We start from the raw sequence: 23,891 nt of genomic DNA on the forward strand, positions 1-23,891 counted from the left end.
CTCCATCCGGGGTCGTCCATTAACTGTGTCCGATGGACACTGTTCATTGCTGTGTACGGTAGACACAGTTGGCCCGCCCCCGCAAGGGGCGGTCGGGAACGCGGGACGGAGCGGGAATGGGCGAGGAAGCGAACGCGGCGGTGCGGCTGCTCTGGGGGCCGCCCGCCAAGCCGTCCCGGGGGCCGAAGCCCGCGCTGAGCCTGGGGCGGATCGCCGCGGCAGGCATCGGGATCGCGGACGCGGAGGGCCTCGGCGCCGTCTCGATGCAGAAGGTGGCCGGGCTGCTGGACTTCACCAAGATGTCGCTCTACCGCTATGTGCCAGGGAAGGCCGAGCTGGTCGCGCTGATGGTCGAGGCGGCGGTCGGCGAACCGCCGGCGGCGGTGGACGCGCTCGGCTGGCGGGAGCAACTGACGGCCTGGGCCAGACAGTTGGAGGGCTCCTTCACCCGGCACCCGTGGCTGCTCGACGCCACCGTCGGACCGCGGGTGATGGGCCCCAAGGAACTCGGCTGGCTGGAACGGGTGGTCGCGGCCCTGGACGGCCACCGGCTGACCGGCCCCGAGCGGATGGACGCCGCCGTGCTGCTGGCCGGGCACGTCCGCGGCATCGCCGAGCAGTCCCGCGCGGCCCGTCCGGACAGCCCGCCCGAGGCGGAGTTCCTGGCCCTCCTCGGCCCCCTGGTGCACCGGCACGCCGACCGCTTCCCCGCGCTCGCGGCGGCCATGACCGCGCCGGACGGCCATGACCGGGCGCTGGACTTCGGCCTGGAGCGCATCCTCGACGGCCTGGAAGCCCTGATCACGCGGCGCGCCGGGGGCGCCCGTGGCGCCGGCCTGTGACCGGGGCGGCCGCCGGGGCCCGGCTGCCCGTCGTGCGGCGCGGCGCGAGGGCGGAGGACGGCTCCTGCCGTCACCTGCTGGTGTGGGAGGCCGGCCCGGGGTGGCGGATGGTCAGCAGCGCGGTGCTGGGCGGCGGGATCGGTGAACGTGGCTGGGTGGTGAACGCCCAGGTCAGGGCCGGCTACGACCGGCTGGACCCGGACCGGCACCTGGCGGAGCTGGCGCGGGCCGAGGGGCTGCGCGGCCCGGGCGTGGGCCTGATGACCGCCGCCGAGGTCGACGACTGCACCTGGGGTGAGGACGGCGGCGCCCTCGCCCTGGTGACGACCGGCATCGGCGTGCCGACCTGGGCCGCCGCTCCGCCGCCCGCCGCTCCGGCACCCGCTGTGCCGGCACCCGCCCGGTACGTTCCCGGCACGATCAACATCCTCGCCGTGGTCCCGGCGCCGGTGACCGACGCCGGTCTCGTCAACCTGCTCGCGACCGCCACCGAGGCCAAGGTCCAGGCCCTCCTGGACGCCGGCTACACGTGCACCGGCACCCCGTCCGACGCGGTCTGCGTGGCCGTCCGCACCCCCGACGGCCACCGGGAGGCCGATCCCTTCGGCGGCCCGCGTTCCCCGTGGGGCGCCCGGCTGGCCCGTGCGGTTCACCGGGCGGTCGTCGAGGGCGCACACCGCGATCGCCGGCGCCGCGCCCAGGGGCCCGCCGCGCCGCACCGGCGGCCGGTGGCGGACTGCCTGTGCGCGAACGTCCTCCCGGCCGGAGCGGTGACCCGCCTGACGACCTGAGCCTCACCACCGACCCCCACCCCCGCGGACGGCCGTCGAGCGCCGGTTCACGGCCTGGACGGGGCGTCAGGCCCGCGGCTGGATGGGGCCGATCAGCCAGTTCCCCGGCGCGTTCTCGTCGGCGCTCAGATAGAACTCGGTGATGGCCGTCCTGAACTCCTCGTGACTGATCACCCCGTTGCCGTCCCGGTCGAGTCGGCGGAACGCGTCCCCCGAGTGCTCGGGCGGGATTCCCAGGGCGCTGTACATGCGCACGTACTCGTCCTTGCTCAGCACGCCGTCATGGTCGGTGTCCAGCGCGCGCATCAGGGCGTCCGCGATCGCCAGCACCGCCTTCTCGAAGTGCTCCGGGGCGGTGACGTCGGCCTCCATGAGGGCGAGGAACTCCGTGCGGTCGATCCTCCCGTCCCCGTCGGCGTCCCCGTGCGCGAGCAGCACGCGCCACCACTCCTCGAACGCCTCCCGCATCGCCGAGACGTTCTCCTGGTCGTCCTCCGCGGCCAGTCCGCCGAAGAGCCCGCCCATCGTCTCGAAGTCGTCATGCGTGAGCATGCCGTCGCCACCCTGATCGAACCAGTCGAAGAGCATGGTGAACTTCTGGTTCTTCACCTCGGCCGGCATTCCCTGCTCCCTCTCTCGCGTCCGACGACGGAGCACGCCGCCCCGTCGGGACTGCGACGCACGCTAGAGCGGGAACGAACGGTGAGGCCATGGCCGGAAGGCGAAACCACACCTTCGATGGAACGGTGTCATCAGGGGGTTGAGCCGGCCGGACTGAAGGCACGGGCGACGGCGAGGCTGTCCTCGTAGACGTGGTGGCGGGTGATCAGGCCCTGTCGGACGGTCAGGTGGAGGGCGAAGCGGGCGCGGTAGGGGCGGCCGGTGGAGCGGGCGGTCTGGCGGATCTCGCCGAGGACGACGGCGTCGTCGCCGTCGACGAGGACGCGTTCGACCGTGGTCGCGGCGGCGCCGGGCACGTGGTGCTCGGCGAGCTCGCGGTAGTGCGCGGCGGCGTCGGCCCGGGTGGTGCGGTGGCGGATCCACGGGGTCTCGGCGCGGCCGTGCTCCTCCTCGGGCCAGTCCAGCTTCCAGTCGCCCTCCGGCGCGTACAGCTCGGCGATGCGCTCCGGGTCGCCCTCGCCGATCCGGCGCAGCAGCTCCTCCAGCACGGCCCGGGTCCCGGCGGTCGTCGCCGGCGTGGTCGCGGTCATCTCTGCGGTTCCTCCCCCTCGCGGTCCGCGCCGTCCTGCGGTGCGGTGATCACCATCCTCCCCGAGTGCCCCGGCGGACGTCGATGACCTCCGGGGTCATGCCCGGCCGGCTCAGTGGGCGGCGAGCAGTCGGGCGGTCTCGGCCAGGGCAGGCCCCAGCGGCAGGTCGAGGCGGAGCGCGGCGAGGTCGTCGCCGCGGGTGGCGCCCTGGTTGACGATGGCGACGGGCAGCCGCGCGCGGGCGGCGCGGCGTACGAAGCGCAGACCGGAGAGGACCGTGAGCGAGGAGCCGAGGACGACCAGCGAGCCGGCGGCGTCGACCAGTTCGTAGCACCGCTCGACCCGGGCGGCGGGCACGTTCTCGCCGAAGAACACCACGTCCGGCTTGAGCACGCCGCCGCAGTCCGCGCAGGGCGCGACGCGGAAGCCGTCCACCAGCTCCTGCGGCAGCCGCGCGTCACCGTCCGGGCGCAGCTCGGCGCCGGGACGGCGGAAGCCCCGGTTCAACTCCTCCAGGCGCCCGTCGAGTTCGGCCCGTGAGCTGGTGCGCCGGCAGTCCAGGCAGACGACTCGGTCGAGCCCGCCGTGCAGTTCCACCGCCTCGCGGGTGCCGGCCGCGTGGTGGAGTCCGTCGACGTTCTGGGTGATGACCGCCCCGATGTGGCCCGAGCGGCGCAGGAGCTCCACCGCGTGGTGCCCGGCGTTCGGCCGGGCCCGGGCGAAGAGGGGCCAGCCGGTGTGGCTGCGGGCCCAGTAGCGGCGGCGGGCGGCCTCGCCGCCGGTGAACTCCTGATAGGTCATCGGCGTCCCGGTACGGCGGAGACCGGTGGCACCCCGGTAGTCGGGGATGCCGGACTCGGTGGACAGCCCCGCCCCGCTGAGCACCACCGCGCCGCGCCGCTCCAGCAGCCCCACCAGCCCGGCGAGGCCCGCGAGCCCGGCGGAGCCGGCGGGGCGCTCCGGGGCACTGGCGTCCGAGGCTTCCATACCGCCGAGGGTAACCCCGCCGGGCGGCCCGGTGCAGGGCCGCCCGGCGGGGTACAACGAAAGAATCTTCGTCCCCGTACGGTGGAGCAGCCTCACTTGAAGAGGTCGTGGCCGAAGAATTTCCTGTCCTGCTGCGGGCCGCGCCAAGGGGGAGGGCCGACGCCCCCGGGGCGGTGTTCGTCGGCGGGCCGATGACCGTGGAGAATGTGCAGGTGAGCGATGTACGTGAAGTCCTGGATTATTCGACGTTCGGTCGGGCGGTGCGCGAGCTGGCGCAGGCGGTGGCGGATGACGGGTTCGAGCCCGATCTCATCCTGAGCATCGCCCGTGGCGGTGTGTTCGTGGCAGGGGGTCTGGCCTACGCGCTGGACTGCAAGAACATTCACCTGGTGAATGTCGAGTTCTACACGGGGGTGGGCACGACCCTCGACATGCCCGTGATGCTGGCGCCCGTCCCCGAGGCGATCGATTTCACCGACAAGAAGGTCCTGATCGCCGACGACGTCGCCGACACGGGCAAGACGCTGAAGCTGGTGCGCGACTTCTGCCTCGGCCACGTCGCCGAGGTGCGCTCGGCCGTGATCTACGAGAAGTCGCACAGCCTCGTGCAGTGCGAGTACGTGTGGAAGCGCACCGACGACTGGATCAACTTCCCGTGGTCGACGGAGGCGCCGGTCGTCCGGCGCGCGGGCGGCGTCCTCGACGCCTGACGCGGGCCGGTGCACCGGGGGGCTCCCGTACCCTGGGCAGGGTCGTGCGACGATCCGGAGCGGGAGGTGCGGCGGTGGATGGTGGCGGCGTTCTGTGGTGGGTCGTCGGCGCTCTGGCGGCCGTGTCCCTGGCGGTCGCGGTGGTCCTGGTGGTGAAGCTGGTCCGGGTGCGGAGGCTCCTGGTGTCGACCGGTGTCCCGATGTCGGCCAAGGTCCTGTTCTGGGCGTCCATCGCCTATCTGATCAGCCCCGTCGACCTGCTCCCGGACCCGATCCTGCTGGACGACATCGGGCTGCTCCTGGTGGCCCTGCGCACCCTGCACAAGGCGGTCGGGCACGCCCCGCGCGGATCGGACGGCGTCGACCGCTACGGGCCGGCCTGAGACGGGCGGCGCGCACGTCCTCGGACGTGCGCGCCGCCCCGCGCGCATCCGGCGGGAGCCCCGGCGGCCGAGCCGGTGGCCGAGCCGGCGTCAGATGATGCGACCGCCGTAGAAGGTCGAGTAGTAGAGCGCGTAGCGGTCGCGGAAGTCGGGGCCGAGGTCGGTCTCGGCCGCGCCCATGGTGGGGCTGTTCTTGATGTCGTCCTTGGTGCGGTCGACGTAGACCTTCTGCTCGCCGATCTCGATGCGGATGACCGTCCCGGCCGGGAGCAGCACCAGGCGGCCGAAGATCCACGGTCCGGTGTCGACGACCAGGTACTGCGAGCCCACCTCCTCGGAGAGCTTGTCGACCTTGCCCACGGGGCCGTCGACGGCCTCCACGTGGAACCCGATGAGGTCGGTGTCGGCGGTGTGGCCGGAAGTGTCCCGGAACCGCCAGAGGTTGACGCCCTCGTCCATGTGTCCTTCTCCCTTCCGTCATGGGGCCGGTGGCGCGCCCCGCCGGGGCGGGTGCGCGGTGGTCGGGTGCCCCGGCCGGCGCGATCCATGCCACGTCCGCGGCAGGTGTGCGCGGCGCGAGCCGGGAAAGACGGGGCCGCGGGTCGGGCGCGCGCGCCCGGGCGGCCGCCGGGCCGCGAGGAGCGACCCGAGAGGAGAGCGGGGCATGGGGTGGAGTCTGGTACGGCTGGCGCTGGCGGGCCTGGCGGCGGTCCTGCTCGCGTTCGGCGTGGACCGGGCCGCGCTGGCCGCGGCCCGGCGGCTGACGGCGGGCGGGCGCAGCGCCGGAGTGCCACGGCTGCTGGCCCGGTGCCGCCGCCCGGTGCTGGCGCTGACGGCCTGCCTGCTGGTGCTCGGCGCGCTGCCGTGGATCGACGCGCCGCTCGCCGCCCGGGACGGTCTGCGGCACCTGGTGCTGATCGCCGCGATCGCCTGCGGCGGCTGGCTCTGCGCCCGGGTGGTGGCGCTGCTGGTGGACGGCACGGTCCGGCTCGCCGTGCACCGCCGGGACCCGGCGTGGGCCGGCCGGGCCCGCACCCAGGCCGACCTGCTGGGCCGGATCTGCCAGGCGGTGATCGGGCTGGTGACGCTGGGCGCGGTGCTGATGACCTTCCCGGCGGTGCGCGGCGTCGGCACCAGCCTGCTCGCCTCGGCCGGCCTGGTCGGTGTGGTGGCGGGCGTGGCGGCGCAGAGCACCCTCGCCAATGTGTTCGCCGGCGTCCAGATGGCGTTCGGCGACCTCGCCCGGATCGGGGACGTCGTCGTGGTCGCGGGGGAGTGGGGCACGGTGGAGGAGATCACCCTCACGGCGGTGGTGATCGCGACCTGGGACCAGCGGCGGATCGTGATGCCGATGTCGTACTTCGTCGGCCGCCCTTTCGAGAACTGGTCCCGCCGCTCCAGCCGGATCACCGGCACCGCGCTGCTCCACCTCGACCACCACGCCCCGGTCGGCAAGCTGCGCGAGGAGTTCGACGCCTTCCTGGCCGGCAACCCGCTGTGGGACGGCGAGGGCAGCGCCCTCCAGGTGGTCGACACCACGCCCACCACCATCGTGGTCCGGGCACTGGCCACCGCGGCCAACGCCGACCACGCCTACGAACTCCGCTGCCAGCTGCGCGAGCACCTCATCGGCCACCTGCGGGACCACCACCCGTACGCCCTGCCGCGGGTCTCCGTCACCGACGCCCCCGGCGCCCGCCCGGAAGGTCCCGGCCGGTGAGCGGATGCGCTACCGGTCGGGACCGTCCCCGTCGTCCGGGGAGCCGGGTTCGGTGTCGTGGAACGAGACGTCGACCCGCTGCTCCGGCCGGCGCTCCTCCTGCCGGGCGACGGAGGCGAGCACCTGCTCGTCGGCCTCGGTCAGCGGGGGCTGGAGGAGGCTGCGCGGCCAGAGCCGGCGGGTGAGCACCACGTTCGTCTCGGCCGCGTACACCGTGACCTGGGCGGCCAGGTAGAGCCAGGAGAGCAGGCCGATCACGGTCGCGAAGAAGCCGTAGACCTGCCCGGCGTGCCGCAGCTCGTGGGCGACCAGCAGCGAGCCGAACGCCTGCAGCGCGGTGAACAGCGGCCCGGCCAGCAGGCAGCCCGGCCACAGCGCCCGGGTCGGCACCTCGTGCGGGGTGAGCACCCGGAAGCAGGCCAGGCACAGCGCGGTGTTCAGCAGCGCCGAGACGACGAGTGCCCCGATCCGGGCCGGCAGTCCGCCCAGCGTGGTGCCGACCAGCGCGGCGCCGGCCGTGGTCAGCACCAGCCCGGTGCCCAGGACGGCGAACAGCAGCAGCCCGCGCGCCAGCCGGGGGAAGTAGCCGGGGCGCCGCACGCCCGGCACGTTCCAGATCTCGGCCATCGCGTGCTGGAGCACCTGGGTGACGCCCAGCGCGCCGTACAGCAGGCCGAGCGCACCGATCACCAGCGCCAGGCCGCTGCCCTGGAGCGCGTGGGTGCTCTGGCGCAGCTGGTCGCCGATGATGGGGAAGTCGGCGAGCGCGGAGTCCACGACGGCCCGCTGGGCCCCGGGGTGGCCGTGCAGGACGAAGCCGAGCACGGTGCTGAGCAGGAGCAGCAGCGGGACGAGCGCGACGAAGCCGTAGTAGGTGAGCAGGGCGCAGAGCAGGCCGCCGCGGTCGTCGCCGTACTTCTTGACGACACCGAGGACGACGGCGGGAGGACGGTGGCGCTGCTGGAGGCCGTCCAGAGCGCGAAGGGCGCGTTCGACCGGATTCACGCCCGCGCGTCTGCCCCCGCTCCGCGCCGGAACACCTGAATTCCCGCCTCCCGGGACGTTAGCGCGCGCGGAAGCGGGGAACCCGAGCGCCGGCATGCACGGCGACCGCGAGGAGGCGGACACGGTGGACGGGCGGCGCGAACAGGCGGCGGCAGGGTACGGGGGCACCGGGATCGAACCGTGGTTCGGCCGCGCCCCGCACGTGGCGCTGCGCGGCGCGGGCCTGCGGCTGCGCAACCGCGCCTGGGAGACCCTCTGCGGCGCCCGCCCCCGCAGCGTACTGGCCCTCGGCCTGCTCTCCCTGGGCCTGCTGGCGGCCGGGCTGCGCGGCTGCGCCCCGGCGGTGTTCTGGACCGCGGTCACCGGCTGGGCCGCCCTCCTGGGCGCCGCCTTCGCCCTGCTGCGCCACTGCCGCCCGGCGGATTGACCCGGCGCGGGCCGGGCACGCGCCGAGCGACCGGGGGAATCCGCGACGAGGCGAGGAGAAGACGGTGGAGGAGATCCCGCAGGGCGGCGCCGGCGGCGTGCCGCTGCACCACGACCCGGACGACGAGAGGGGCCCCGACCCCCGGGCCCCCGGACAGAACGACGGCGACGGCGATGCGACGACCGTCGAACCAGGCCGGGCCCGCCGCCCGGACCGCGACGAGTCCGACGTGGACGAGCCGGACGCCGACCCGGACGGCGGCGACCCCGACGACCGGCCCTGAACGCGCCGAGGGGAACGCCGGGGGCCCGGGGCGCCCGCCACCACCACGGTGGCGGGCGCCCCGGGCCCTTTGCCGGACCGCCGACTACCCTCCGGCCGCCGTGGACGGCGGGAACCGGTCCCAGACCCGGTGTGCCGCCAGCAGCCGTACGAGCCGCTCCACCGCCTCGTCGGCCGGCAGCCCGACGAGGACGCCGGGCGCGTTGGTGGTGATGCCGGCGGCCTGGAGCGCGCTCTGGCCGCCCTCCAGCGCCAGCACCGGCTTGGCGTGCCGGTAGATCTCGGCCAGCATCAGCACCAGCCGGGGGTCGACCGGCGAGGCCACCGGCAACGGGTTGCCCGCCTTGGCGTCCCGGGCGGCGTCCGCGTCCGCCGCCGGACCGGGCGCGCCGATGAGCACCAGCGCGTCGAACTCCACCGACCGCGCGGTGGTGAAGGTCCGCTGCACGTCGAGGGCGTCGTCACCGGCGCCGATCGCGCCGCCGGTGCCGGCGATCACCAGCGGCACCATGTCCTGCGCCAGCACCGCCCGGCGGACGGCGGCCAGCGCGCCGTGGTCGGCGCCCGCGACCAGCCCGACGACCCGCCCGGCCACCGGCCAGGTGCGCCCGAGCTGGGAGAGCGCCGGGCTCGGCCGGACCTCGCCGGCCGGCTCGGTCGGTTCGGTCGGCTCGGGCGCGGGCAGGCCCAGGCCCGCCGCGACCTGCCCGCACAGCTCGGCGTCGATGTTGGCCAGCACCCGCAGGCCGCGCTCCTTCACCGCCCGGTGGAAGCACTTGCCGAGCTCGAAGGTGTACGCGGCGATGATGTGCTCGCGCTCGGGCGGGCTCATGCTCCGCCAGAACAGCCGCGGCTGGCTGAAGTGGTCGTCGAACGAGGCCGGCGCCTCCCGCACCTTCCGCGCGGCGGCCACCGGCGTCGGGTGCTCGATGTACGCGTGGTCGCCGGCGCCCGCGAAGAACGGGCAGCCGCCGTCCAGCGAGTTCGGCTTGTACGGGGCGACCCCGCTGTGCACGGCGTGCTGGTGGAAGCCGTCGCGCAGCATGTCGTTGACCGGGGCGTGGGTGCGGTTGATCGGGATCTGGGCGAAGTTCGGGCCGCCGAGCCGGGTGATCTGGGTGTCCAGGTAGGAGAACAGCCGGCCCGCGAGCAGCGCGTCGTCGGTGATGTCGATGCCGGGGACGAGGTGCCCGGGGTGGAAGGCGACCTGCTCGGTCTCCGCGAAGAAGTTGGTCGGGTTGGCGTTCAGGGTGAGCAGGCCGACCGGCCGGACGGGTGCCAGCTCCTCCGGGACGATCTTGGTCGGGTCGAGCAGGTCGATCCCCTCGAAGGTCTGCTCGGGGGTGTCCGGGAAGGTCTGGACGCCCAGCTCCCACTGCGGGAACGCGCCCGCCTCGATGGCGTCCGCGAGGTCCCGCCGGTGGAAGTCAGGGTCGGCGCCCGCGATCAGCTGGGCCTCCTCCCAGACCAGCGAGTGCACGCCCAGCCTCGGCTTCCAGTGCCACTTGACCAGCGTCGTGGCGCCCTCGGCGTTCACCAGCCGGAAGGTGTGCACGCCGAAGCCCTCCATGGTGCGGAAGGACCGCGGGATGCCCCGGTCGGACATGTTCCACAGGGTGTGGTGGGTGGCCTCGGTGTGCAGGGTGACGAAGTCCCAGAAGGTGTCGTGGGCGGACTGCGCCTGCGGGATCTCCCGGTCCGGGTGCGGCTTGGCCGCGTGCACCACGTCCGGGAACTTGATCGCGTCCTGGATGAAGAACACCGGGATGTTGTTGCCGACGAGGTCGAACACGCCCTCCTCGGTGTAGAACTTCGTGGCGAACCCGCGGGTGTCGCGCACGGTGTCCGCCGAGCCGCGCGAGCCGAGCACCGTCGAGAACCGCACGAACACCGGGGTCTCCACGCCCTCGGCGAGGAACGCCGCCTTGCAGACGCCGGCGGCGGTGCCGTAGCCGCGGAAGACCCCGTGCGCGGCGGCGCCCCGGGCGTGCACCACCCGCTCGGGGATGCGCTCGTGGTCGAAGTGGGTGATCTTCTCCCGCAGGTGGTGGTCCTGGAGCAGCACCGGGCCGCGCGGCCCGGCCTTGAGCGAGTGGTCGCTGTCGGGCAGCCGGGCACCCTGCGCGGTGGTGAGGAACGCGCCGTTCTGCGCCCTGACCTCCGCTCCGGCGCCCGTGTCGCGGCCCGTCGCGGTCACCGGCCGCGGCGCCGCCTGGTCGGGCTTCGGCGGCAGCGGGTCCCTCGGCTCGACGGGCTCGTCCACGCCCGGCGGGGCCGCTCCGGGCGCTCCTGGCACCTCCGGGCGGTCGGGTGCGACGGCGCCCTCCACCACGTCGGCGACCTTGTCGACGATCTTCTTCACCGGTCCGGACTGTTCCATGGCCCGACCTCCTCCTGCGATCCTGCGACTGGTGTCCTGTTTCGCCTGTTTCGACGGCACTCCTCTGCCGGGTAACCCGACCGTGCGTCGGCAAACGGCCCCCGGCGAACGCTGCGGGCAAACGAGCGGAAGCGCTCCGTAATCGCTCCGCCGGTCCGGCCGCCAGGTGGCGGACGGGCCGGCCATGGCATCCCCTGGAGGAATGGCCGACGCGACACCACCGCTCAATCACGGCGAGCGACTGCTGGACGAGTTCCTCACCACGGGGTGCACCCTCGATCCCCGCGACGTCCCGGCCATCGCCCAGCGGTACACCCGGGAGCTCGGGATGGGATCGAGCGTCGTCTACCTCACCGACATCCAGCAGTACCGGCTCGTCCCGATCAGCGGCGGCCCCTCGCTGCCGATCGGCGGCACGGTCGCCGGCTGGGCCTTCCGCACTGGAACCCTGCGCGTCGTCGAGGACGACGAGACGGGGCTGACCGCCTGGTTCCCGCTGACCGACGGGGCCGTCCGGCTCGGCGTCCTGTGCCTGCGGGCGGAGCGGCTGGACCATGCCGCACTGCGTCGCTGCCGCATGCTCGCCTCCCTGCTCGCGATGGTGATCACCTCGAAGCGCGACACCAGCGACAGCTACGCCCGGGGCACCCGCGCGGACACCATGAGCCTGCCGGCCGAGATGCTGCGCGCCTTCCTGCCGCCCCGCACCCTACGCACCCGCCGGGTGGTGTCGACCGCCGTCCTGGAACCCGCCTACGACCTCGGCGGCGACGCCTTCGACCACTCCCTCGCCGACGGCGTCCTGCACGCCGCCGTCCTGGACGCCATGGGCCACGACCTGGCCTCGGGCCTGACCGCCGCCGTCGCCCTCGCCGCCGGCCGCAACGCCAGGCGCAACGGTGCCGAGCTGTCCGCCCTGGCCGGCATCATCGACGACTGCCTGCAGGGCTGGCTGCCCGACCGCTTCGCCACCGGCATCCTGCTGCGCCTCGACGTCGCCGACGGCGTCCTGCACTGGATCAACTGCGGGCACCCGGCGCCGCTGCTGATCCGCGACCAGCACGTCGTCACCGACGCCCTGGCGCACCTCCCGGAGCCGCCCCTGGGCCTCGGCGCGCTCGGTGACGCCGCGCGCGCCGTGCGCACCTTCCGGCTCCGCCCGGGCGACCGGCTGCTGCTCTACACCGACGGTGTCACCGAGGCCAGGGGCGTGGGCGGCGAGCTCTTCGGGCTCGAACGCTTCACCGACTTCGTCATCCGGGCCACCGCCGCCGGCGAGGAGGCCCCCGAGGCGCTGCGCCGCCTCATCCACGCCATCCTGGCGCACCAGAACAACGAGCTGTCCGACGACGCCACCATCATGATGATCGAATGGCAGCCGACCGTGCCCGGCGGCCCCGCCGGGCCGTAGGGCACGGCCCGCGCCGGCCGCCGGGCGGCTCGGCCGGCCGGCTCAGCGCTCCGGCCGGCTCAGCGCGCCGTCCGGACGGTGGACGCCACCAGCCGTTCGGCCAGACCCTCCCGGCCGCCCTCGCGGAACCAGCGGCGCTGGCGGTCGGCGCCGTTGCCCACGCGCGCGAAGTCCGCCCACAGCTCCGCGATCCGCTCGGTGTCGCCGGTGGCCCGCAGCCCCGGGGCGAGGTGGGCGCGGAACTCGGCCACCACCTCCGCGGCCGGGCGGGCGGTCCCGTCGACGGGCGAGACCAGCCGGCCGCGCGGGCCGGTGCGCGCGGCGTGCCAGGTGGCGGCGCGCAGCAGTTCCTCGGGCACCGCCGGGCGCGGCTCCCCGGCCCGCTCGTCCAGGACGGAGCGGACCACCAGGGCGCGCACCAGGCCGGCGAACAGCTCGGCGTCGGCGGCCGTCAGCTGCACGTCCGCCGCCCGTACCTCCACCGTCGGGTAGCGGGCGGAGAGCCGGGCGTGCCAGTAGAGCTGGCCCTCGTCGGCGACCGCGCCGGCCGCCAGCAGGGCGGTCACCCGCCGCCGGTGGTCGGCGGCGTCGGCGAACGCGGGCGGCGGGCCGCTGACCGCCCACTGGTCGAAGTGGACCGTCCGCCAGCTGGCGAAATGGGTGTCGCGGCCCCGGAAGTAGGGCGAATTGGCGGACAGCGCGATCAGCACCGGCAGCCAGGGCCGCAGCCGCACCAGCGCGCCCAGCCGTTCCTCCTCGTCCTCGACGCCGACGTGCACGTGCATGCCGTTGAGCATCAGGTCGTCGACCAGCGCGGGCGCCTGCCGGCGGGCCCGCCGGTAGCGGGTGCCCTCGGTGACCGGCACCGGCTCGTCCAGGCCGAATGGCGCCGCGCCGACCGGGACGAGCCGGCACCCGTGCTGCGCCGCCGCCGAGGCGAGCCCGGCGCGCAGCCGCGAGAGGTGGCGGGCCACCGCCGGGAGGTCCTCGCAGACCGGCGTGGCCGTCTCCACCTGGACCTGGAGCAGTTCGTGCTGCGCCTCGCTGGGCCGCAGCGCCGGTGCCAGGTCGGCGGCGGCCAGCACTTCGGCCGCCCGGGGGAGCGGGGTGCCGTCCCGGGGATCGATCAGCAGGTACTCTTCCTCGACTCCGACTGTCAGCATGCCCCCTCCGCTACCCGGAACCGCCCGTTCCACGCGTCACGCCTTCTCGCTCTCGCCCTCGGTGTCGATGTGCGGCAGGATCCGGTCGAGGAAGCGCGGGGTCCACCAGGCGGCGGCGCCGAGCAGGGTCATCACGGCGGGTACCAGCAGCAGGCGGACGATGGTGGCGTCCACCAGGACGCTGACGGCCAGGCCGAGGCCCATCATCTTGATCACGATGTTGTCGCTGACGATGAACGCGGCGAACACGCTGACCATGATCAGCGCGGCGCAGGTGATCACCCGGGCGGTGATCTCCAGGGCGTGGGCCACCGCGTCGTGCGGGTGGCCGGTGCGGATCCAGGCCTCGTGGACGCGGGAGAGCAGGAAGATCTCGTAGTCCATGCTCAGCCCGAAGACGATGGCGAACATCATCATCGGCACATAGCTCTCGATCGGCACCTTCCCGGCCACCCCGAGCGCCGGTCCGCCCCAGCCCCACTGGAAGACCGCCACCACGACCCCGTAGGAGGCCGCGATCGACAGCAGGTTGAGCACCGCGGCCTTGACGGCGACCAGCAGGCCGCGGAAGACGGCGAGGATGATCAGGAAGGCGAGCCCGACCACCACCGCGATGATCAGCACCAGCCGGCTGGACACGATGTCCAGGAAGTCCACCTGGGCCGCGGTGTTGCCGGTGACGTACGTCTTGGCGCCGGTGCCGGCCACGGCGTCCGGCAGTACGGTGTCCGAGAGCCGGTTGACCAGGTCGGTGGTGGCCTGGTCCTGGGGAGCGGTGGCCGGCACGACGGTGTTGAACAGCACCACGCCGTCCGGGCTGGTCTGCAGCGGGCTGACGCTCGCCGCGCCGGGCAGGCCGGTGAGGGCCTGCTGCACGGAGGTCTGGACGGCGGGGCGGTCGCCGGCGGCCACCGCGCTCTGGTCGACGACCAGGGTGAGCGGCCCGTTGGAGCCGGGGCCGAACGCCGCGGACATCAGGTCGTAGGCGCGCCGGTCGGTGAAGTCGGTGGAGTCGGCGCCGTCGCCGATGTGGCCGAGCTGGATGGAGAACAGCGGGATCGCCAGCACCACGAGCGCGACCACCCCGGTGACCAGGTAGCGCCAGGGGTGCGCCTCGACCCGCCGGGCGTAGCGGTGCCAGGCGCCGGTGGTCTCCTCGCCCTGGGCGCCGCCGGTCTCCGCGACCGGGCGGCGCATGGAGACGCGGTCCATGTGCCGGCCGATGAACCCCATCAGCGCGGGCAGCAGGGTGAGTGCGCCGAGCACCGCCGACACCACGGTGACCGCGGCGGCGGCGCCGAGCTTGGCGATGAAGGAGATGCCGGACACCGAGAGGCCGGACAGCGCGATGATCACGGTGCAGCCGGAGACCAGCACCGCGCGGCCGCTGGTGGCCACCGCCTGCCCGGCGGAGGCGATCGGGTCCACGCCGTCCATCAGGTTCTGCCGGTGCCGGGTGAGCAGGAACAGCGCGTAGTCGATGCCGACGCCGATGCCGATCATGGTCGCCAGGGTGGGGGCGACCGTCGCGAAGGTGGACAGCGCCGCGATCAGCCCCAGCACGCCGAGGCCGACCACCGCCGCGAACAGCGCCGTCAGCAGCGGCAGCCCGGCCGCGAGCAGGCTGCCGAACCCGACCAGCAGCACCACGATCGCCACCGCGAAGCCGATCGCCTCGCTGGAGCGGTCGTCCGGCGCCGGCCGGGCCAGCTCGCCCAGCGGCCCGCCGTACTCCACCTGCACCCCGGCCTGCCGCAGCGGGGCGACGGCGGCGTCCACGCCGGTCAGGTACTCGTCGCCGAGCAGGGTGGGGTTGGTGTCGAAGCGGACGGTGATGTAGCCGGTCAGCCCGTCGGTGGAGAGCGGTCCGCCGGGCGGCGCGGGCTGCCCCGGCGGCGGCAGCGGGCTCTGCGCGCCGAGCACGTGCGGCAGCTGCTGCAGCGCGGTGACGGCCTGCGTGATCTGCGGCTGGAAGCCGGTCAGCTGCCGGGCGTCGTGCAGCACCACCTGGGAGCTGGTGCCGGCGGCGGCCGGCTCGTGCGTCTGGAGGACCTCCTTGCCGATCTGGGCCTGGGTGCCGGGCAGCGAGAAGTCGTCGGAGTAGGTGCCGCCGACCGTCTTGTTGGCGGCCTGGACGCCGGCCAGCGCCACGATCCACAGCACGACCACCAGCAGCGAGTGACGCGCGCACCACTCGCCCAGGCGGCGCAGGCCGGAGCGCTCGGCCGTGGCCCCGGTGGCCGAGGAGTCGCGGCGGACGGACGGCGGCATGGACGGCTCCCGGGGTCTCCTGCGCGGCAGTGTGCCGATCCGGCGCAGCGTTCCCGGGCCGGCCGCGCCGCGCACCGGTACCGGCGGGTAGTCGCCCCGCCGGCGGTGCGCGGCGGCTGCCGGGGGAGGGCCCGGCGGGCTGTCAGCGCACGGGCGCCGCCGTCTCGCGCAGCTCGCCTCCGGCCAGCTGCAGCCAGCGGGTGATGCCGATCCCGCTGAGGAAGCGCTCGTCGTGGCTGACCACCACGAAGGCGCCCCGGTAGGCGTTCAGGGCGTTCTCCAGCTGCCCCGCGCTGACCAGGTCGAGGTTGTTCGTCGGCTCGTCCAGCAGCAGCAGGTGCGGGGCCGGCTCCGCGCACAGCACGCAGGCCAGCGTGGCGCGCAGCCGCTCGCCGCCCGACAGCACCCCGACCGGCAGGTGGGCGCGGGCGCCGCGGAACAGGAAGCGGGCGAGCAGGTTCATCCGCTCGGCCTCCGGCCGCTCCGGGGCGGCCGCGGCGAAGTTCTCGGCGACGGTGCGGTCCGGGTCGAGCAGGTCCAGGCGCTGGGAGAGGTAGGCGATCCGCCCGTCGGCCCGCCGCAGCTCGCCGGCTCCGGGCGCGAGCTCGCCGGTCAGCAGACGCAGCAGAGTGCTCTTGCCCGCGCCGTTGGGACCGGTCAGCGCGATCCGCTCGGGGCCCCGGACGGTCAGGTCGACGCCCCCTCCGGCGAACACCTCCCGCTCGCCGAGCCGCACCCGCAGCCCCTCGCCGAGGAACAGGGTGCGCCCGGCGGGCACCTGGGTGTCCGGCAGGTCCAGCACGATCCGCTGGTCCTCGCGCAGCGCGCGCCCCGCCTCGTCCAGGCGCGCCCTGGCCTCGCCGACCCGTCCGGCGTGCACCTGGCCGGCCCGTCCGGCGGCCTCCTGCGCGCCGCGCTTCATGTTCCCCGCGAAGATCTTCGGCAGGCCCGCGTTCTTGAGGTTGCGGGCGGCGTTGCTCTGCCGGCGGTCGGCCCGCTCACGGGCCAGCTGCATCTCCCGCTTCTCCCGCTTCAGCTCCTGCTCGGCGTTGCGGACGTTCTTCTCGGCGACCTCCTGCTCGGCCCGCACGGCCTCCTCGTAGGCGGTGAAGTCGCCGCCGAACAGCCGCAGTTCGCCCCGGTCGAGCTCGGCGATCCGCTCCATCCGGTCGAGCAGCGCGCGGTCGTGGCTGACCAGCAGCAGACAGCCGTGGAAGTCCTCCAGGGTCTCGTAGAGCCGGTGCCGGGCGTCCAGGTCGAGGTTGTTGGTGGGCTCGTCGAGCAGCAGCACGTCGGGCCGCCGCAGCAGCTGGGCGGCGAGGCCCAGCGAGACGACCTGGCCGCCGCTGAGGGTGCGCAGCGTGCGGTCGAGGGTGAGGCCGCCGAGGCCCAGGCGGTCCAGCTGGGCGCGGGTGCGCTCCTCGATGTCCCAGTCGTCGCCGATGGTGGTGAAGTGCCGCTCGTCGACGTCCCCCGACTCCACCGCGTCGATGGCCCGGATCACCTCGGCGACGCCCAGCACCTCGGCGACGGTCAGCTCGGCGGTCAGCGGGAGGTTCTGCGGCAGGTACCCGAGGGTGCCGTCCACGGTGATCGACCCGGCGGTGGGCCGCAGGTCGCCGGCGATGAGCCGCAGCAGCGTGCTCTTGCCGCTGCCGTTGGGGGCGACCAGGCCGGTGCGGCCGGAGCCGACGGCGAAGGAGAGGTCCTGGAAGACGGGGGTGTCGTCGGGCCAGGAGAAGGACAGGTCGGAGCAGACGACGGAAGCGCCGGACATGAAGGTGACCTCACGGGATGGTTCCAGGGGCAGGGAAGGACACACCTGTCCCCTGGGTGGACAAGGGGGAGAAGGGGACGACAGCCGGGCCGCGGCAGCGGTGCTTCAGCGCACCGGCGAGCGGCCTGTCGGTCCGGGTATCACCCGGAGATGTCGTCGTCCACCACCATGTCCGGTCTCCTCGACGAAGGATCAATGTTCTCGCCACCCTAGCAGCACGGGCCCCGTGACGCAGGCGATTTACCTGGTGCCCGTGCTGCCGGGGCCCCGGACGGCCCGCGAGGTCAGAGCCGGTCGGCGTCCAGGACGGCCCGCGCGAACGCCTCGGGCGCCTCCTGCGGCACGTTGTGGCCGACCTCCGGCAGGGTGCGGTGCCGATAGGGCCCGGTGAAGTACTGCCGGTAGGAGGAGCCGTCACCGGGGGCGGTGAACGGGTCGCGCCCGGCGTCGAGGGTGACCGTGGGCACCGCGATCCTCGGCCGGGCGGCCAGCCGCTCCTCCAGGCGGTCGTAGCGGCGCTCGCCGTCCGCCAGACCGAGCCGCCAGCGGTAGTTGTGCACCACGATCGCGGTGTAGTCGGGGTTGGCGAAGGCGGCGGCGGTCCGGGCGAAGACCGCGTCGTCGAACGCCCAGGTCGGCGAGACGGTGTCCCAGACCAGCCGGCACAGGTCGTCGCGCTTGCCCGGGTCCGCCATGGCGCGCCGGCCGCGCTCGGTGGCGAAGTAGTACTGGTACCACCAGGTGTGCTCGGCGGCCGGCGGCAGCGGATCCTGCTGCGCCTTCACATCGGTGATCAGGTACCCGCTGACCGGCACCAGCGCCTTCACCCGGTGCGGCCACAGGGCGGCCAGGATGCCGGCGGTGCGCGAGCCCCAGTCGAAGCCGGCCAGCACCGCCCGCTCGATGCCCAGCGCGTCCATCAGCGCCAGGACGTCCAGCGCGACGGCGGACTGCTGGCCGTTGCGGACCGTGCGGGCGGACAGGAAGCGGGTGGTGCCGTGCCCGCGCAGGTAGGGGACGATGACGCGGTAGCCCTGCGCGGCGAGCAGCGGGGCGACGTCGACGTAGCTGTGGATGTCGTACGGCCAGCCGTGCAGGCAGAGCACCACCGGGCCGTCGGCCGGGCCGTCCTCGGCGTAGCCGACGTCCAGCAGGCCGGCCCGGACCTGGGCCAGCCGGGCGAAGCCGGTGTGCGCCGTCGCCGCCGGGGCGGTCGGGGCGGTCGGGGCCGTTCCGGGGCCGCCGTCGGAGGCCTGCGCGGCCCCGGTCGGGCCGGTCAGCGCCAGCGCGGTGCTGCCCGCGCCGAGCCCGAGCGCCTTGGTGAAGGTGCGCCTGTCGATCATGCTCGTGTCCCTCCGTGGATGCGGCTGCGTCGGCCGGTACGAGCCACTGTCGGCGGTGAAGCGGACGCGCGCATCAGTCAATTGACGCTGGGACGGCTGTTCGAGTGGTGCACCCGTGTGGTGTCTTCCGTACCGGGAAGGCCCTCTCGACGCGGGCGGCACACGGCGGCATGCTCGTCCCGGGCACGGCGCCGGCCGTGCCCGCGACCCCGCGCCGCCCCGACCGAAGGAGCCCTGTGGACCGTCTCGTGCTGGACCCGACCGGCCGCGACCGCGACGCCGAGACCGCCGAACTGCACGCCCGCGGCCCGGCGACGCCCGTCGACATCCTGGGGGTGAAGGCGTGGGCGGTGGCCGACCCGGCCCTGCTGGAGGACCTGCTCAAGGACCCCCGGGTCTCCAAGGACGGCCACCGGCACTGGCCCGAGCTCCCCGAGGTCGTCACCACCTGGCCGCTGGCCCTGTGGGTGGGCGTGCGCAGCATGTTCACCGCCCACGGCGCCGACCACCGGCGGCTGCGCCGGCTGGTCGGCACCGCGTTCACGGCCCGCCGGATCAACGCGCTCGCCGGGCGCGTCGGGGAGCTGACCGACGCCCTGCTGGACGACCTCGCCGCGACGCCGCCCGGGACGCCGGTCGACCTGCGCGAGCGGCTGGCCTACCCGCTGCCGATCCGGGTCATCGCCCAACTCCTCGGCCTGCCGGATGAACTGACGGACCGCTTCCGGAGCCACGTCGACGGCGCCTTCGACACCACGCTCACCCCCGCGGAGTCGGAGGCCAACGCGGTGGCCTTCTACGGGATGATCGACGAGCTGATCGCCGCCAAGCGCCGCGAGCCCGGCGACGATCTGACCTCCGCGCTGATCGCCGCCTGCGAGAGCGAGGCCGGCGCCGTCGACGGTGACGCCGGACTGAGCGAACAGGAGCTGCTCGACACCCTGCTGCTGGTGGTCTCGGCCGGCTACGAGACCACCGTGAACCTGATCGACAACGGCATCGCCAACCTGCTCGGCAACCCCGGCCAGCTCGCCCTGGTGCGCGAGGGCAAGGTCGGCTGGGAGGACGTGGTCGAGGAGACGCTGCGTCGCGACGCGCCCGTCGCCCACCTGCCGCTGCGCTACGCGGTGGAGGACATCGAGCTGCCGGGCGGGGTGACCGTCCGCCGGGGCGAGGCGATCCTCGCCGCCTACGCCGCCGCCGGCCGCCATCCCTCCCGGCACGCGGACGGCGCCGTCTTCGACCTGACCAGGGAGGACAAGGACCACCTCGCCTTCGGCCACGGCGTGCACTTCTGCCTCGGCGCCCCGCTCGGCCGCCTGGAGGGCCGCACCGCCCTGAGCAAGCTCTTCGAGCGCTTCCCGGACCTCGCCCTCGCCCCGGACACCGAGCTGCGGCCGGTCGAGTCGCTGATCTCCAACGGCCACCGCACCCTGCCGGTGCTGCTCCACGGGCCGCGCGGGCCGCGCGCCTGACGGTGGGAACGCGGCCGCGCCGCCCCGCGGACGCTCCGGGACGGCGCGGCCGCGCGCGGGCTCACTGGCCCAGGATGTACTTGACGGTCGGTCCGGTGGTCCAGCCGCCGTCCACCGCCAGCTCGGCGCCGGTGACGTAGGAGGCGTCGTCGGAGAGCAGGAAGACCACGGCGGTGGCGATCTCGGGGGCCTCCCCGACCCGGGCCATCGGGGTGTTGGGGAAGTTGCCCTCACCGGGCCGGATCCCGACCGAGGCGGTCATCGGCGTGTACGTCATGCCCGGGTGCACCGAGTTGACCCGGATCCGTTCGGCGCCCAGCTCGACCGCGCCGATCTTGCTGAGGCCGCGCACGCCCCACTTGGACGCGCCGTAGCCGGCCGTCAGCGCCATGCCCATCAGGCCGGCCGCCGAGGAGATGTTGACGATCGAGCCGCCGCCGGCCGCGCGCAGCGCCGGGACGACGGTCCTGATGCCGATGAACACACCGGTCAGGTTGACCTCCAGGACCCGGCGGAAGTGCTCGACGCTCTCCTCCACCAGCGGGCTGCCGGTGGCGATCCCCGCGTTGTTGACCAGGCCGTGCACCGCGCCGAACTCCGCCACCGCGAAGTCCACCACGCGCCGCCAGTCCTCCTCGGAGGTCACGTCGTGCGCCATGAACCGGGCCCGCTCGCCGAGTTCGGCGGCGGTGGCCGCGCCGTCCTCCGCCAGGACGTCGGTGATCAGCACCCGGGCGCCGGCCGCGACGGCCAGCCGGGCGGCCTCGGCGCCCAGGCCGCGGGCGCCTCCGGTGATGATGACGGTCTTGCCGGTCAGGTCGTTCATGACGTGCTCCTTCGGGGTGCGGGGGCGGCGAGCATGGCGGCGGACATCGCCACCAGGTCGGCGAGGAAGGTCTCCTCGTCCGTCAGCGGCGCGGACCCGTCGAGGTACTGGTGCGCGCGGTCGGCGAGCGCCGCGCCGATCAGGGTGAGGACCAGGTCGAGCCGCTCCAGCCGGATCGGCTCCGGCAGGGCGGAGATCCGCTCCTCGGTCAGCTCGATGAGCCGCCAGTAGCCGCCGCCCGCCAGGGTGGGGTGCGGGGTCCTGGTGCGGACGCCGCTGTTGCGGCTGGTCTGCGCGGAGATCCGCAGGCAGTGCCGGCCCTGCTCGGTGCGCAGTTCGGTGGCCTCGGCGGCGACCAGCGCGCCCAGCAGCCCGGACAGGTCCGCCTCCGCGAGCGCGGGCAGGTGGGGCGCGAGGGCCCGCTCGGTGCGTTCCTGGCGGGCGGCCATGATCGCTTCGAGCAGCCCCTCCCGGGAGCCGAAGTGGTACTGCACGGCGGACGGGTTGCTCTGCCCGGCCAGCCGGACGATGTCCTTGGTCATCGAGGCCTCCACGCCCCGGGTGGCGAAGAGTTCCTCCGCCGCCCGCAGCAGCCTCTCGCGGGTCCCCTGACCCGCCGACGTCCTTGCCATGCGAACCACATTAATACTGCGCATTATTAACGTCAACGGGCCCCGGTCCCCTGTCGAGGGCCGCGGCGGGCCGGCCCGGAGGTGCGCGCCGTGGCGGGCCGGGTGGCGCCCCGCCGCCCGGCCGGGTCGCCGTCGCGGCGTGCGGTGCGTTCCGCACCGGCGTTCCCAGCCGCCTCCGCCGCCGCAGGAAACGTCCCTTTCCCGCCTGTGCCGGAATTTCCTCGGCCGTACATTCCCGGGAATTGTTCTTGACGGTCGGAATCGCCGACGGGAGTATTTCCGGGGCCGCGCGCCCGATGGCGCGGTGCACGTTCCACGGCAAGCTCGACGGAGGAGAACAATGGAGCAGTCGGGTACGTCCGCAATGCCCTCGACCGTCGGATCCGGCCGGCGGGCCTTCCTGCGCGGCGCCGTCGGCGCGAGCGCGGTGGGCCTGGTGGGGGCGGCCGGCCTCGTCCGGGCCGAGGCCGCCCCGGCGCGGCTGGACGCCACGCAGAACAACTGGCGCTTCTGTCAGAAGTGTTTCGTGATGTTTTTCTGGGGCTATCCGACCGACGGTGTCTGTCCGGCCGGCGGAGCGCACAGCGCCCAGGGCTACAACTTCGTGCTGCCCTTCGACGTCCCGGAAACCCCCACCGCGCAGCGCAACTGGCGGTTCTGCCAGAAGTGCTTCTCGATGTACTTCTGGGGCTATCCCACGGACGGCGTCTGCCCCTCGTCCGGCGCGCACAGCGCGCAGGGCTACAACTTCGTCCTGCCGCACGACGTCCCGGAGACCCCGACCCAGCAGCGGAACTGGCGGTTCTGCCAGAAGTGCTTCTCGATGTACTTCTGGGGGTACCCGACCGACGGCGTCTGCCCGGCGGGCGGCGCGCACAGCGCCCAGGGCTACAACTTCGCCCTGCCGCACAGCTGACCGGCCGGTCCGCCCCGGCGCCCTCAGGCGCCGGGGCGGGGCGGGAGGACGGCGACGGCCAGCGGGAGCCGGCCGACGGGGAGGCGGGTGGCGCGGCCGGTGGCGGTGTCGACCAGGGTGAGGCCGTCCCAGCCGCCCTCGCGGGTGAAGCCGCCGGAGACGTAGGCGGTGCGGGCGTCGGGGGACAGGGTGACGGTCTCGTGCGGGCCGTCGAGCGGGACGAGGCGCTCGGTGCCGTCGGGGGAGCGGATGGTGAGCGACGGCCCGGCGTCGGTGGCGGGGTCGATCGGCCCGGTGCCCACCGCGTAGAGGGTGCCGTCGGGGGCGGTGGCGACGCCGTGCTGATGGGTGTCGGCGGTCATCGGCTCGACGGTGACGCGGCCGGTGGCCGGGTCGACGACGGCGAGCCGTTCGCCCTCGAACGGCAGCAGCAGCGCGCCGTCGGACGGGCGGACGGCGGTGTAGTGGGGCTTGAGCCAGGAGCCCGGGCCGCCCTCGGTGCCGTAGGGGGCGACCTCGATGCGGCGGGGCTCCCAGGTGGCGGTGGGGACCACGGTGACGTCGAAGGAGTCGTGGTCGGTGACGTAGACCTGGCGGCCGTCGGCGGAGACGTCCACGTCGAAGGGGCGACGGCCGACCGGGACCACCTCGGTGACCGTGCGGGTGGCGGTGTCGACGACCTCCAGGGCGCCGTTGCCCCCGGGCACGTTGACGCCGACGTAGACCCGGCCGCCGTCCGGGGAGAGGGCGAGGCCCATGCCGCCGCCCCGGTACTCGCCGGTGGCCACCGGTCCGGTGCGGGTCCGGTACGGGATCAGTGCGGTGCGGGTGCGGGTGGCGGTGTCGACGGCGGCCACGCCCTCGGCGGTGGCCACCCAGGCGGTGCCGTCGGGGGCGACGGCGAGGCCGTACGGCGCGGTGCCGACCCGGACGGAGCCGAGGTCGGCGGCGGCGCCGGAGCGGGCCGGGTCGACGAAGGTGACGGTGTCCGCGCCGAAGTCGGTCACCAGGAGGGCGGGGGAGGCGGTTCCCGGTGCGGAGGCCGGTTCGGTGGTGCTCGGCGCGGCCGTCACCCGCGGCGGCGCGGACTCGGGTGCGGCCGCGGGCGCGGGTGCGCTCCCGCCGGCGCAGCCGGCGAGCAGCGCGGCGGCGGCCAGCACGGCCAGGAGGGCGGCCGGTGCCGGCGGGCGGTGGGTCATCGCGGAGCTCCTCGGGGCGCACGGGTCGGGCCCGACCCAGCCTGCGCCATCGGCCACCGGCGCGGAATCGGTGATCCGGCCCGTGCGGCGGAGCCGGTCGGGCGACAAGCGGGTCATCCGATCGGATGACCCGCTTGTCG

General features: G+C 74.5%; 23 protein-coding genes. 10 read left to right on the forward strand and 13 right to left on the reverse strand.

Translation table 11 applies throughout. The features are described from left to right. Positions 1 to 116 precede the first annotated feature (116 nt). Both ABTX81_RS07095 and ABTX81_RS07100 read left to right on the forward strand, forming a co-directional pair. Positions 117 to 842 (forward strand): TetR/AcrR family transcriptional regulator C-terminal domain-containing protein, encoded by a 726-nt coding sequence (locus ABTX81_RS07095; RefSeq protein WP_350542192.1) that lies wholly within the window; start codon positions 117 to 119, stop codon positions 840 to 842. Further along, positions 839 to 1,633 (forward strand): adenosylcobinamide amidohydrolase, encoded by a 795-nt coding sequence (locus ABTX81_RS07100; protein ID WP_350542194.1) that lies wholly within the window; start codon positions 839 to 841, stop codon positions 1,631 to 1,633. The genes ABTX81_RS07095 and ABTX81_RS07100 overlap by 4 nt, the downstream gene beginning before the upstream one ends. Positions 1,634 to 1,699: 66 nt before the next feature. Here ABTX81_RS07100 and ABTX81_RS07105 read toward each other — a convergent pair whose 3' ends face one another. From ABTX81_RS07105 to ABTX81_RS07115, 3 genes are all read right to left on the reverse strand, one after another. Continuing rightward, complete coding sequence (locus tag ABTX81_RS07105) at positions 1,700 to 2,254, reverse strand: EF-hand domain-containing protein (protein WP_350542196.1); 555 nt, start codon at positions 2,252 to 2,254, stop codon at positions 1,700 to 1,702. A gap of 131 nt (positions 2,255 to 2,385) precedes the next feature. Continuing rightward, positions 2,386 to 2,844, reverse strand: a complete 459-nt coding sequence (locus ABTX81_RS07110) for a nuclear transport factor 2 family protein (RefSeq protein WP_350542198.1) — start codon at positions 2,842 to 2,844, stop codon at positions 2,386 to 2,388. A 111-nt stretch (positions 2,845 to 2,955) separates the two neighbouring features. Continuing rightward, positions 2,956 to 3,831: an NAD-dependent protein deacetylase gene (locus ABTX81_RS07115; protein ID WP_350542200.1), complete on the reverse strand. Its 876-nt coding sequence runs from the start codon at positions 3,829 to 3,831 to the stop codon at positions 2,956 to 2,958. Positions 3,832 to 4,043: 212 nt separating this feature from the next. Between ABTX81_RS07115 and ABTX81_RS07120 the strand changes: the two genes are divergently transcribed. Both ABTX81_RS07120 and ABTX81_RS07125 read left to right on the forward strand, forming a co-directional pair. Further along, a complete protein-coding gene (locus ABTX81_RS07120) occupies positions 4,044 to 4,541 on the forward strand; it encodes a phosphoribosyltransferase (RefSeq protein ID WP_350542252.1) in 498 nt (165 codons plus the stop codon). A gap of 122 nt (positions 4,542 to 4,663) precedes the next feature. After that, a complete protein-coding gene (locus tag ABTX81_RS07125; protein ID WP_350542202.1) occupies positions 4,664 to 4,924 on the forward strand; it encodes a DUF1232 domain-containing protein in 261 nt (86 codons plus the stop codon). Positions 4,925 to 5,014: 90 nt separating this feature from the next. On the opposite strand, the gene ABTX81_RS07130 is transcribed toward ABTX81_RS07125, so the two are convergent. Then, positions 5,015 to 5,383 (reverse strand): PRC-barrel domain-containing protein, encoded by a 369-nt coding sequence (locus ABTX81_RS07130; RefSeq protein ID WP_350542204.1) that lies wholly within the window; start codon positions 5,381 to 5,383, stop codon positions 5,015 to 5,017. 205 nt (positions 5,384 to 5,588) lie between these two features. Between ABTX81_RS07130 and ABTX81_RS07135 the strand changes: the two genes are divergently transcribed. After that, a complete protein-coding gene (locus ABTX81_RS07135) occupies positions 5,589 to 6,644 on the forward strand; it encodes a mechanosensitive ion channel family protein (RefSeq protein WP_350542206.1) in 1,056 nt (351 codons plus the stop codon). Positions 6,645 to 6,653: 9 nt separating this feature from the next. Here ABTX81_RS07135 and ABTX81_RS07140 read toward each other — a convergent pair whose 3' ends face one another. Continuing rightward, the gene (locus tag ABTX81_RS07140) at positions 6,654 to 7,649 is read right to left on the reverse strand and encodes a YihY/virulence factor BrkB family protein (protein ID WP_350542208.1); all 996 of its coding nucleotides are present in this window, start codon (positions 7,647 to 7,649) and stop codon (positions 6,654 to 6,656) included. 94 nt (positions 7,650 to 7,743) lie between these two features. Here ABTX81_RS07140 and ABTX81_RS07145 point away from each other — a divergent pair, with 94 nt between their 5' ends. Both ABTX81_RS07145 and ABTX81_RS07150 read left to right on the forward strand, forming a co-directional pair. Then, positions 7,744 to 8,076: a hypothetical protein gene (locus ABTX81_RS07145; RefSeq protein WP_350542210.1), complete on the forward strand. Its 333-nt coding sequence runs from the start codon at positions 7,744 to 7,746 to the stop codon at positions 8,074 to 8,076. Positions 8,077 to 8,140: 64 nt separating this feature from the next. After that, entirely contained in the window at positions 8,141 to 8,359 is a 219-nt protein-coding gene (locus ABTX81_RS07150) for a hypothetical protein (protein WP_350542212.1), read from the forward strand. An 84-nt stretch (positions 8,360 to 8,443) separates the two neighbouring features. Here the strand turns inward: ABTX81_RS07150 and ABTX81_RS07155 are convergent, their stop codons facing one another. Beyond that, positions 8,444 to 10,738 carry a catalase gene (locus tag ABTX81_RS07155; RefSeq protein ID WP_350542214.1) on the reverse strand — a complete coding sequence of 765 codons (2,295 nt, stop codon included), beginning with the start codon at positions 10,736 to 10,738 and terminating at the stop codon, positions 8,444 to 8,446. 202 nt (positions 10,739 to 10,940) lie between these two features. Between ABTX81_RS07155 and ABTX81_RS07160 the strand changes: the two genes are divergently transcribed. Then, positions 10,941 to 12,149 (forward strand): PP2C family protein-serine/threonine phosphatase, encoded by a 1,209-nt coding sequence (locus ABTX81_RS07160; protein ID WP_350542216.1) that lies wholly within the window; start codon positions 10,941 to 10,943, stop codon positions 12,147 to 12,149. 59 nt (positions 12,150 to 12,208) lie between these two features. Here the strand turns inward: ABTX81_RS07160 and ABTX81_RS07165 are convergent, their stop codons facing one another. The 4 genes from ABTX81_RS07165 to ABTX81_RS07180 form a co-directional block, all read right to left on the reverse strand. Then, positions 12,209 to 13,312, reverse strand: a complete 1,104-nt coding sequence (locus tag ABTX81_RS07165) for a carboxylate-amine ligase (protein ID WP_350542217.1) — start codon at positions 13,310 to 13,312, stop codon at positions 12,209 to 12,211. A gap of 36 nt (positions 13,313 to 13,348) precedes the next feature. Beyond that, positions 13,349 to 15,583, reverse strand: coding sequence for an MMPL family transporter (locus ABTX81_RS07170; RefSeq protein ID WP_350542219.1), 2,235 nt, complete (start codon positions 15,581 to 15,583; stop codon positions 13,349 to 13,351). 142 nt (positions 15,584 to 15,725) lie between these two features. Continuing rightward, positions 15,726 to 17,360, reverse strand: a complete 1,635-nt coding sequence (gene abc-f, locus ABTX81_RS07175; RefSeq protein ID WP_350542221.1) for a ribosomal protection-like ABC-F family protein — start codon at positions 17,358 to 17,360, stop codon at positions 15,726 to 15,728. Positions 17,361 to 17,644: 284 nt separating this feature from the next. Further along, a complete protein-coding gene (locus tag ABTX81_RS07180) occupies positions 17,645 to 18,703 on the reverse strand; it encodes an alpha/beta fold hydrolase (RefSeq protein WP_350542223.1) in 1,059 nt (352 codons plus the stop codon). Positions 18,704 to 18,939: 236 nt separating this feature from the next. Here ABTX81_RS07180 and ABTX81_RS07185 point away from each other — a divergent pair, with 236 nt between their 5' ends. Then, complete coding sequence (locus ABTX81_RS07185) at positions 18,940 to 20,178, forward strand: cytochrome P450 family protein (RefSeq protein WP_350542225.1); 1,239 nt, start codon at positions 18,940 to 18,942, stop codon at positions 20,176 to 20,178. A gap of 61 nt (positions 20,179 to 20,239) precedes the next feature. Here ABTX81_RS07185 and ABTX81_RS07190 read toward each other — a convergent pair whose 3' ends face one another. Together ABTX81_RS07190 and ABTX81_RS07195 are read right to left on the reverse strand one after the other, a co-directional pair. Beyond that, on the reverse strand, positions 20,240 to 21,004 hold the full coding sequence (locus ABTX81_RS07190) for a glucose 1-dehydrogenase (RefSeq protein ID WP_350542227.1): 765 nt from the start codon (positions 21,002 to 21,004) through the stop codon (positions 20,240 to 20,242). Further along, entirely contained in the window at positions 21,001 to 21,636 is a 636-nt protein-coding gene (locus ABTX81_RS07195) for a TetR/AcrR family transcriptional regulator (RefSeq protein WP_350542229.1), read from the reverse strand. Before ABTX81_RS07195 ends, ABTX81_RS07190 begins: the two co-directional genes overlap by 4 nt. 364 nt (positions 21,637 to 22,000) lie before the next feature. On the opposite strand from ABTX81_RS07195, the gene ABTX81_RS07200 reads away from it, so the two are divergent. Then, positions 22,001 to 22,552, forward strand: a complete 552-nt coding sequence (locus ABTX81_RS07200) for a hypothetical protein (RefSeq protein WP_350542231.1) — start codon at positions 22,001 to 22,003, stop codon at positions 22,550 to 22,552. A gap of 23 nt (positions 22,553 to 22,575) precedes the next feature. On the opposite strand, the gene ABTX81_RS07205 is transcribed toward ABTX81_RS07200, so the two are convergent. Further along, entirely contained in the window at positions 22,576 to 23,751 is a 1,176-nt protein-coding gene (locus ABTX81_RS07205) for a YncE family protein (RefSeq protein WP_350542233.1), read from the reverse strand. Positions 23,752 to 23,891: the final 140 nt, after the last annotated feature.

It is taken from the genome of Kitasatospora sp. NPDC097605 (genome assembly GCF_040302725.1).
Lineage (GTDB): Bacteria > Actinomycetota > Actinomycetes > Streptomycetales > Streptomycetaceae > Kitasatospora.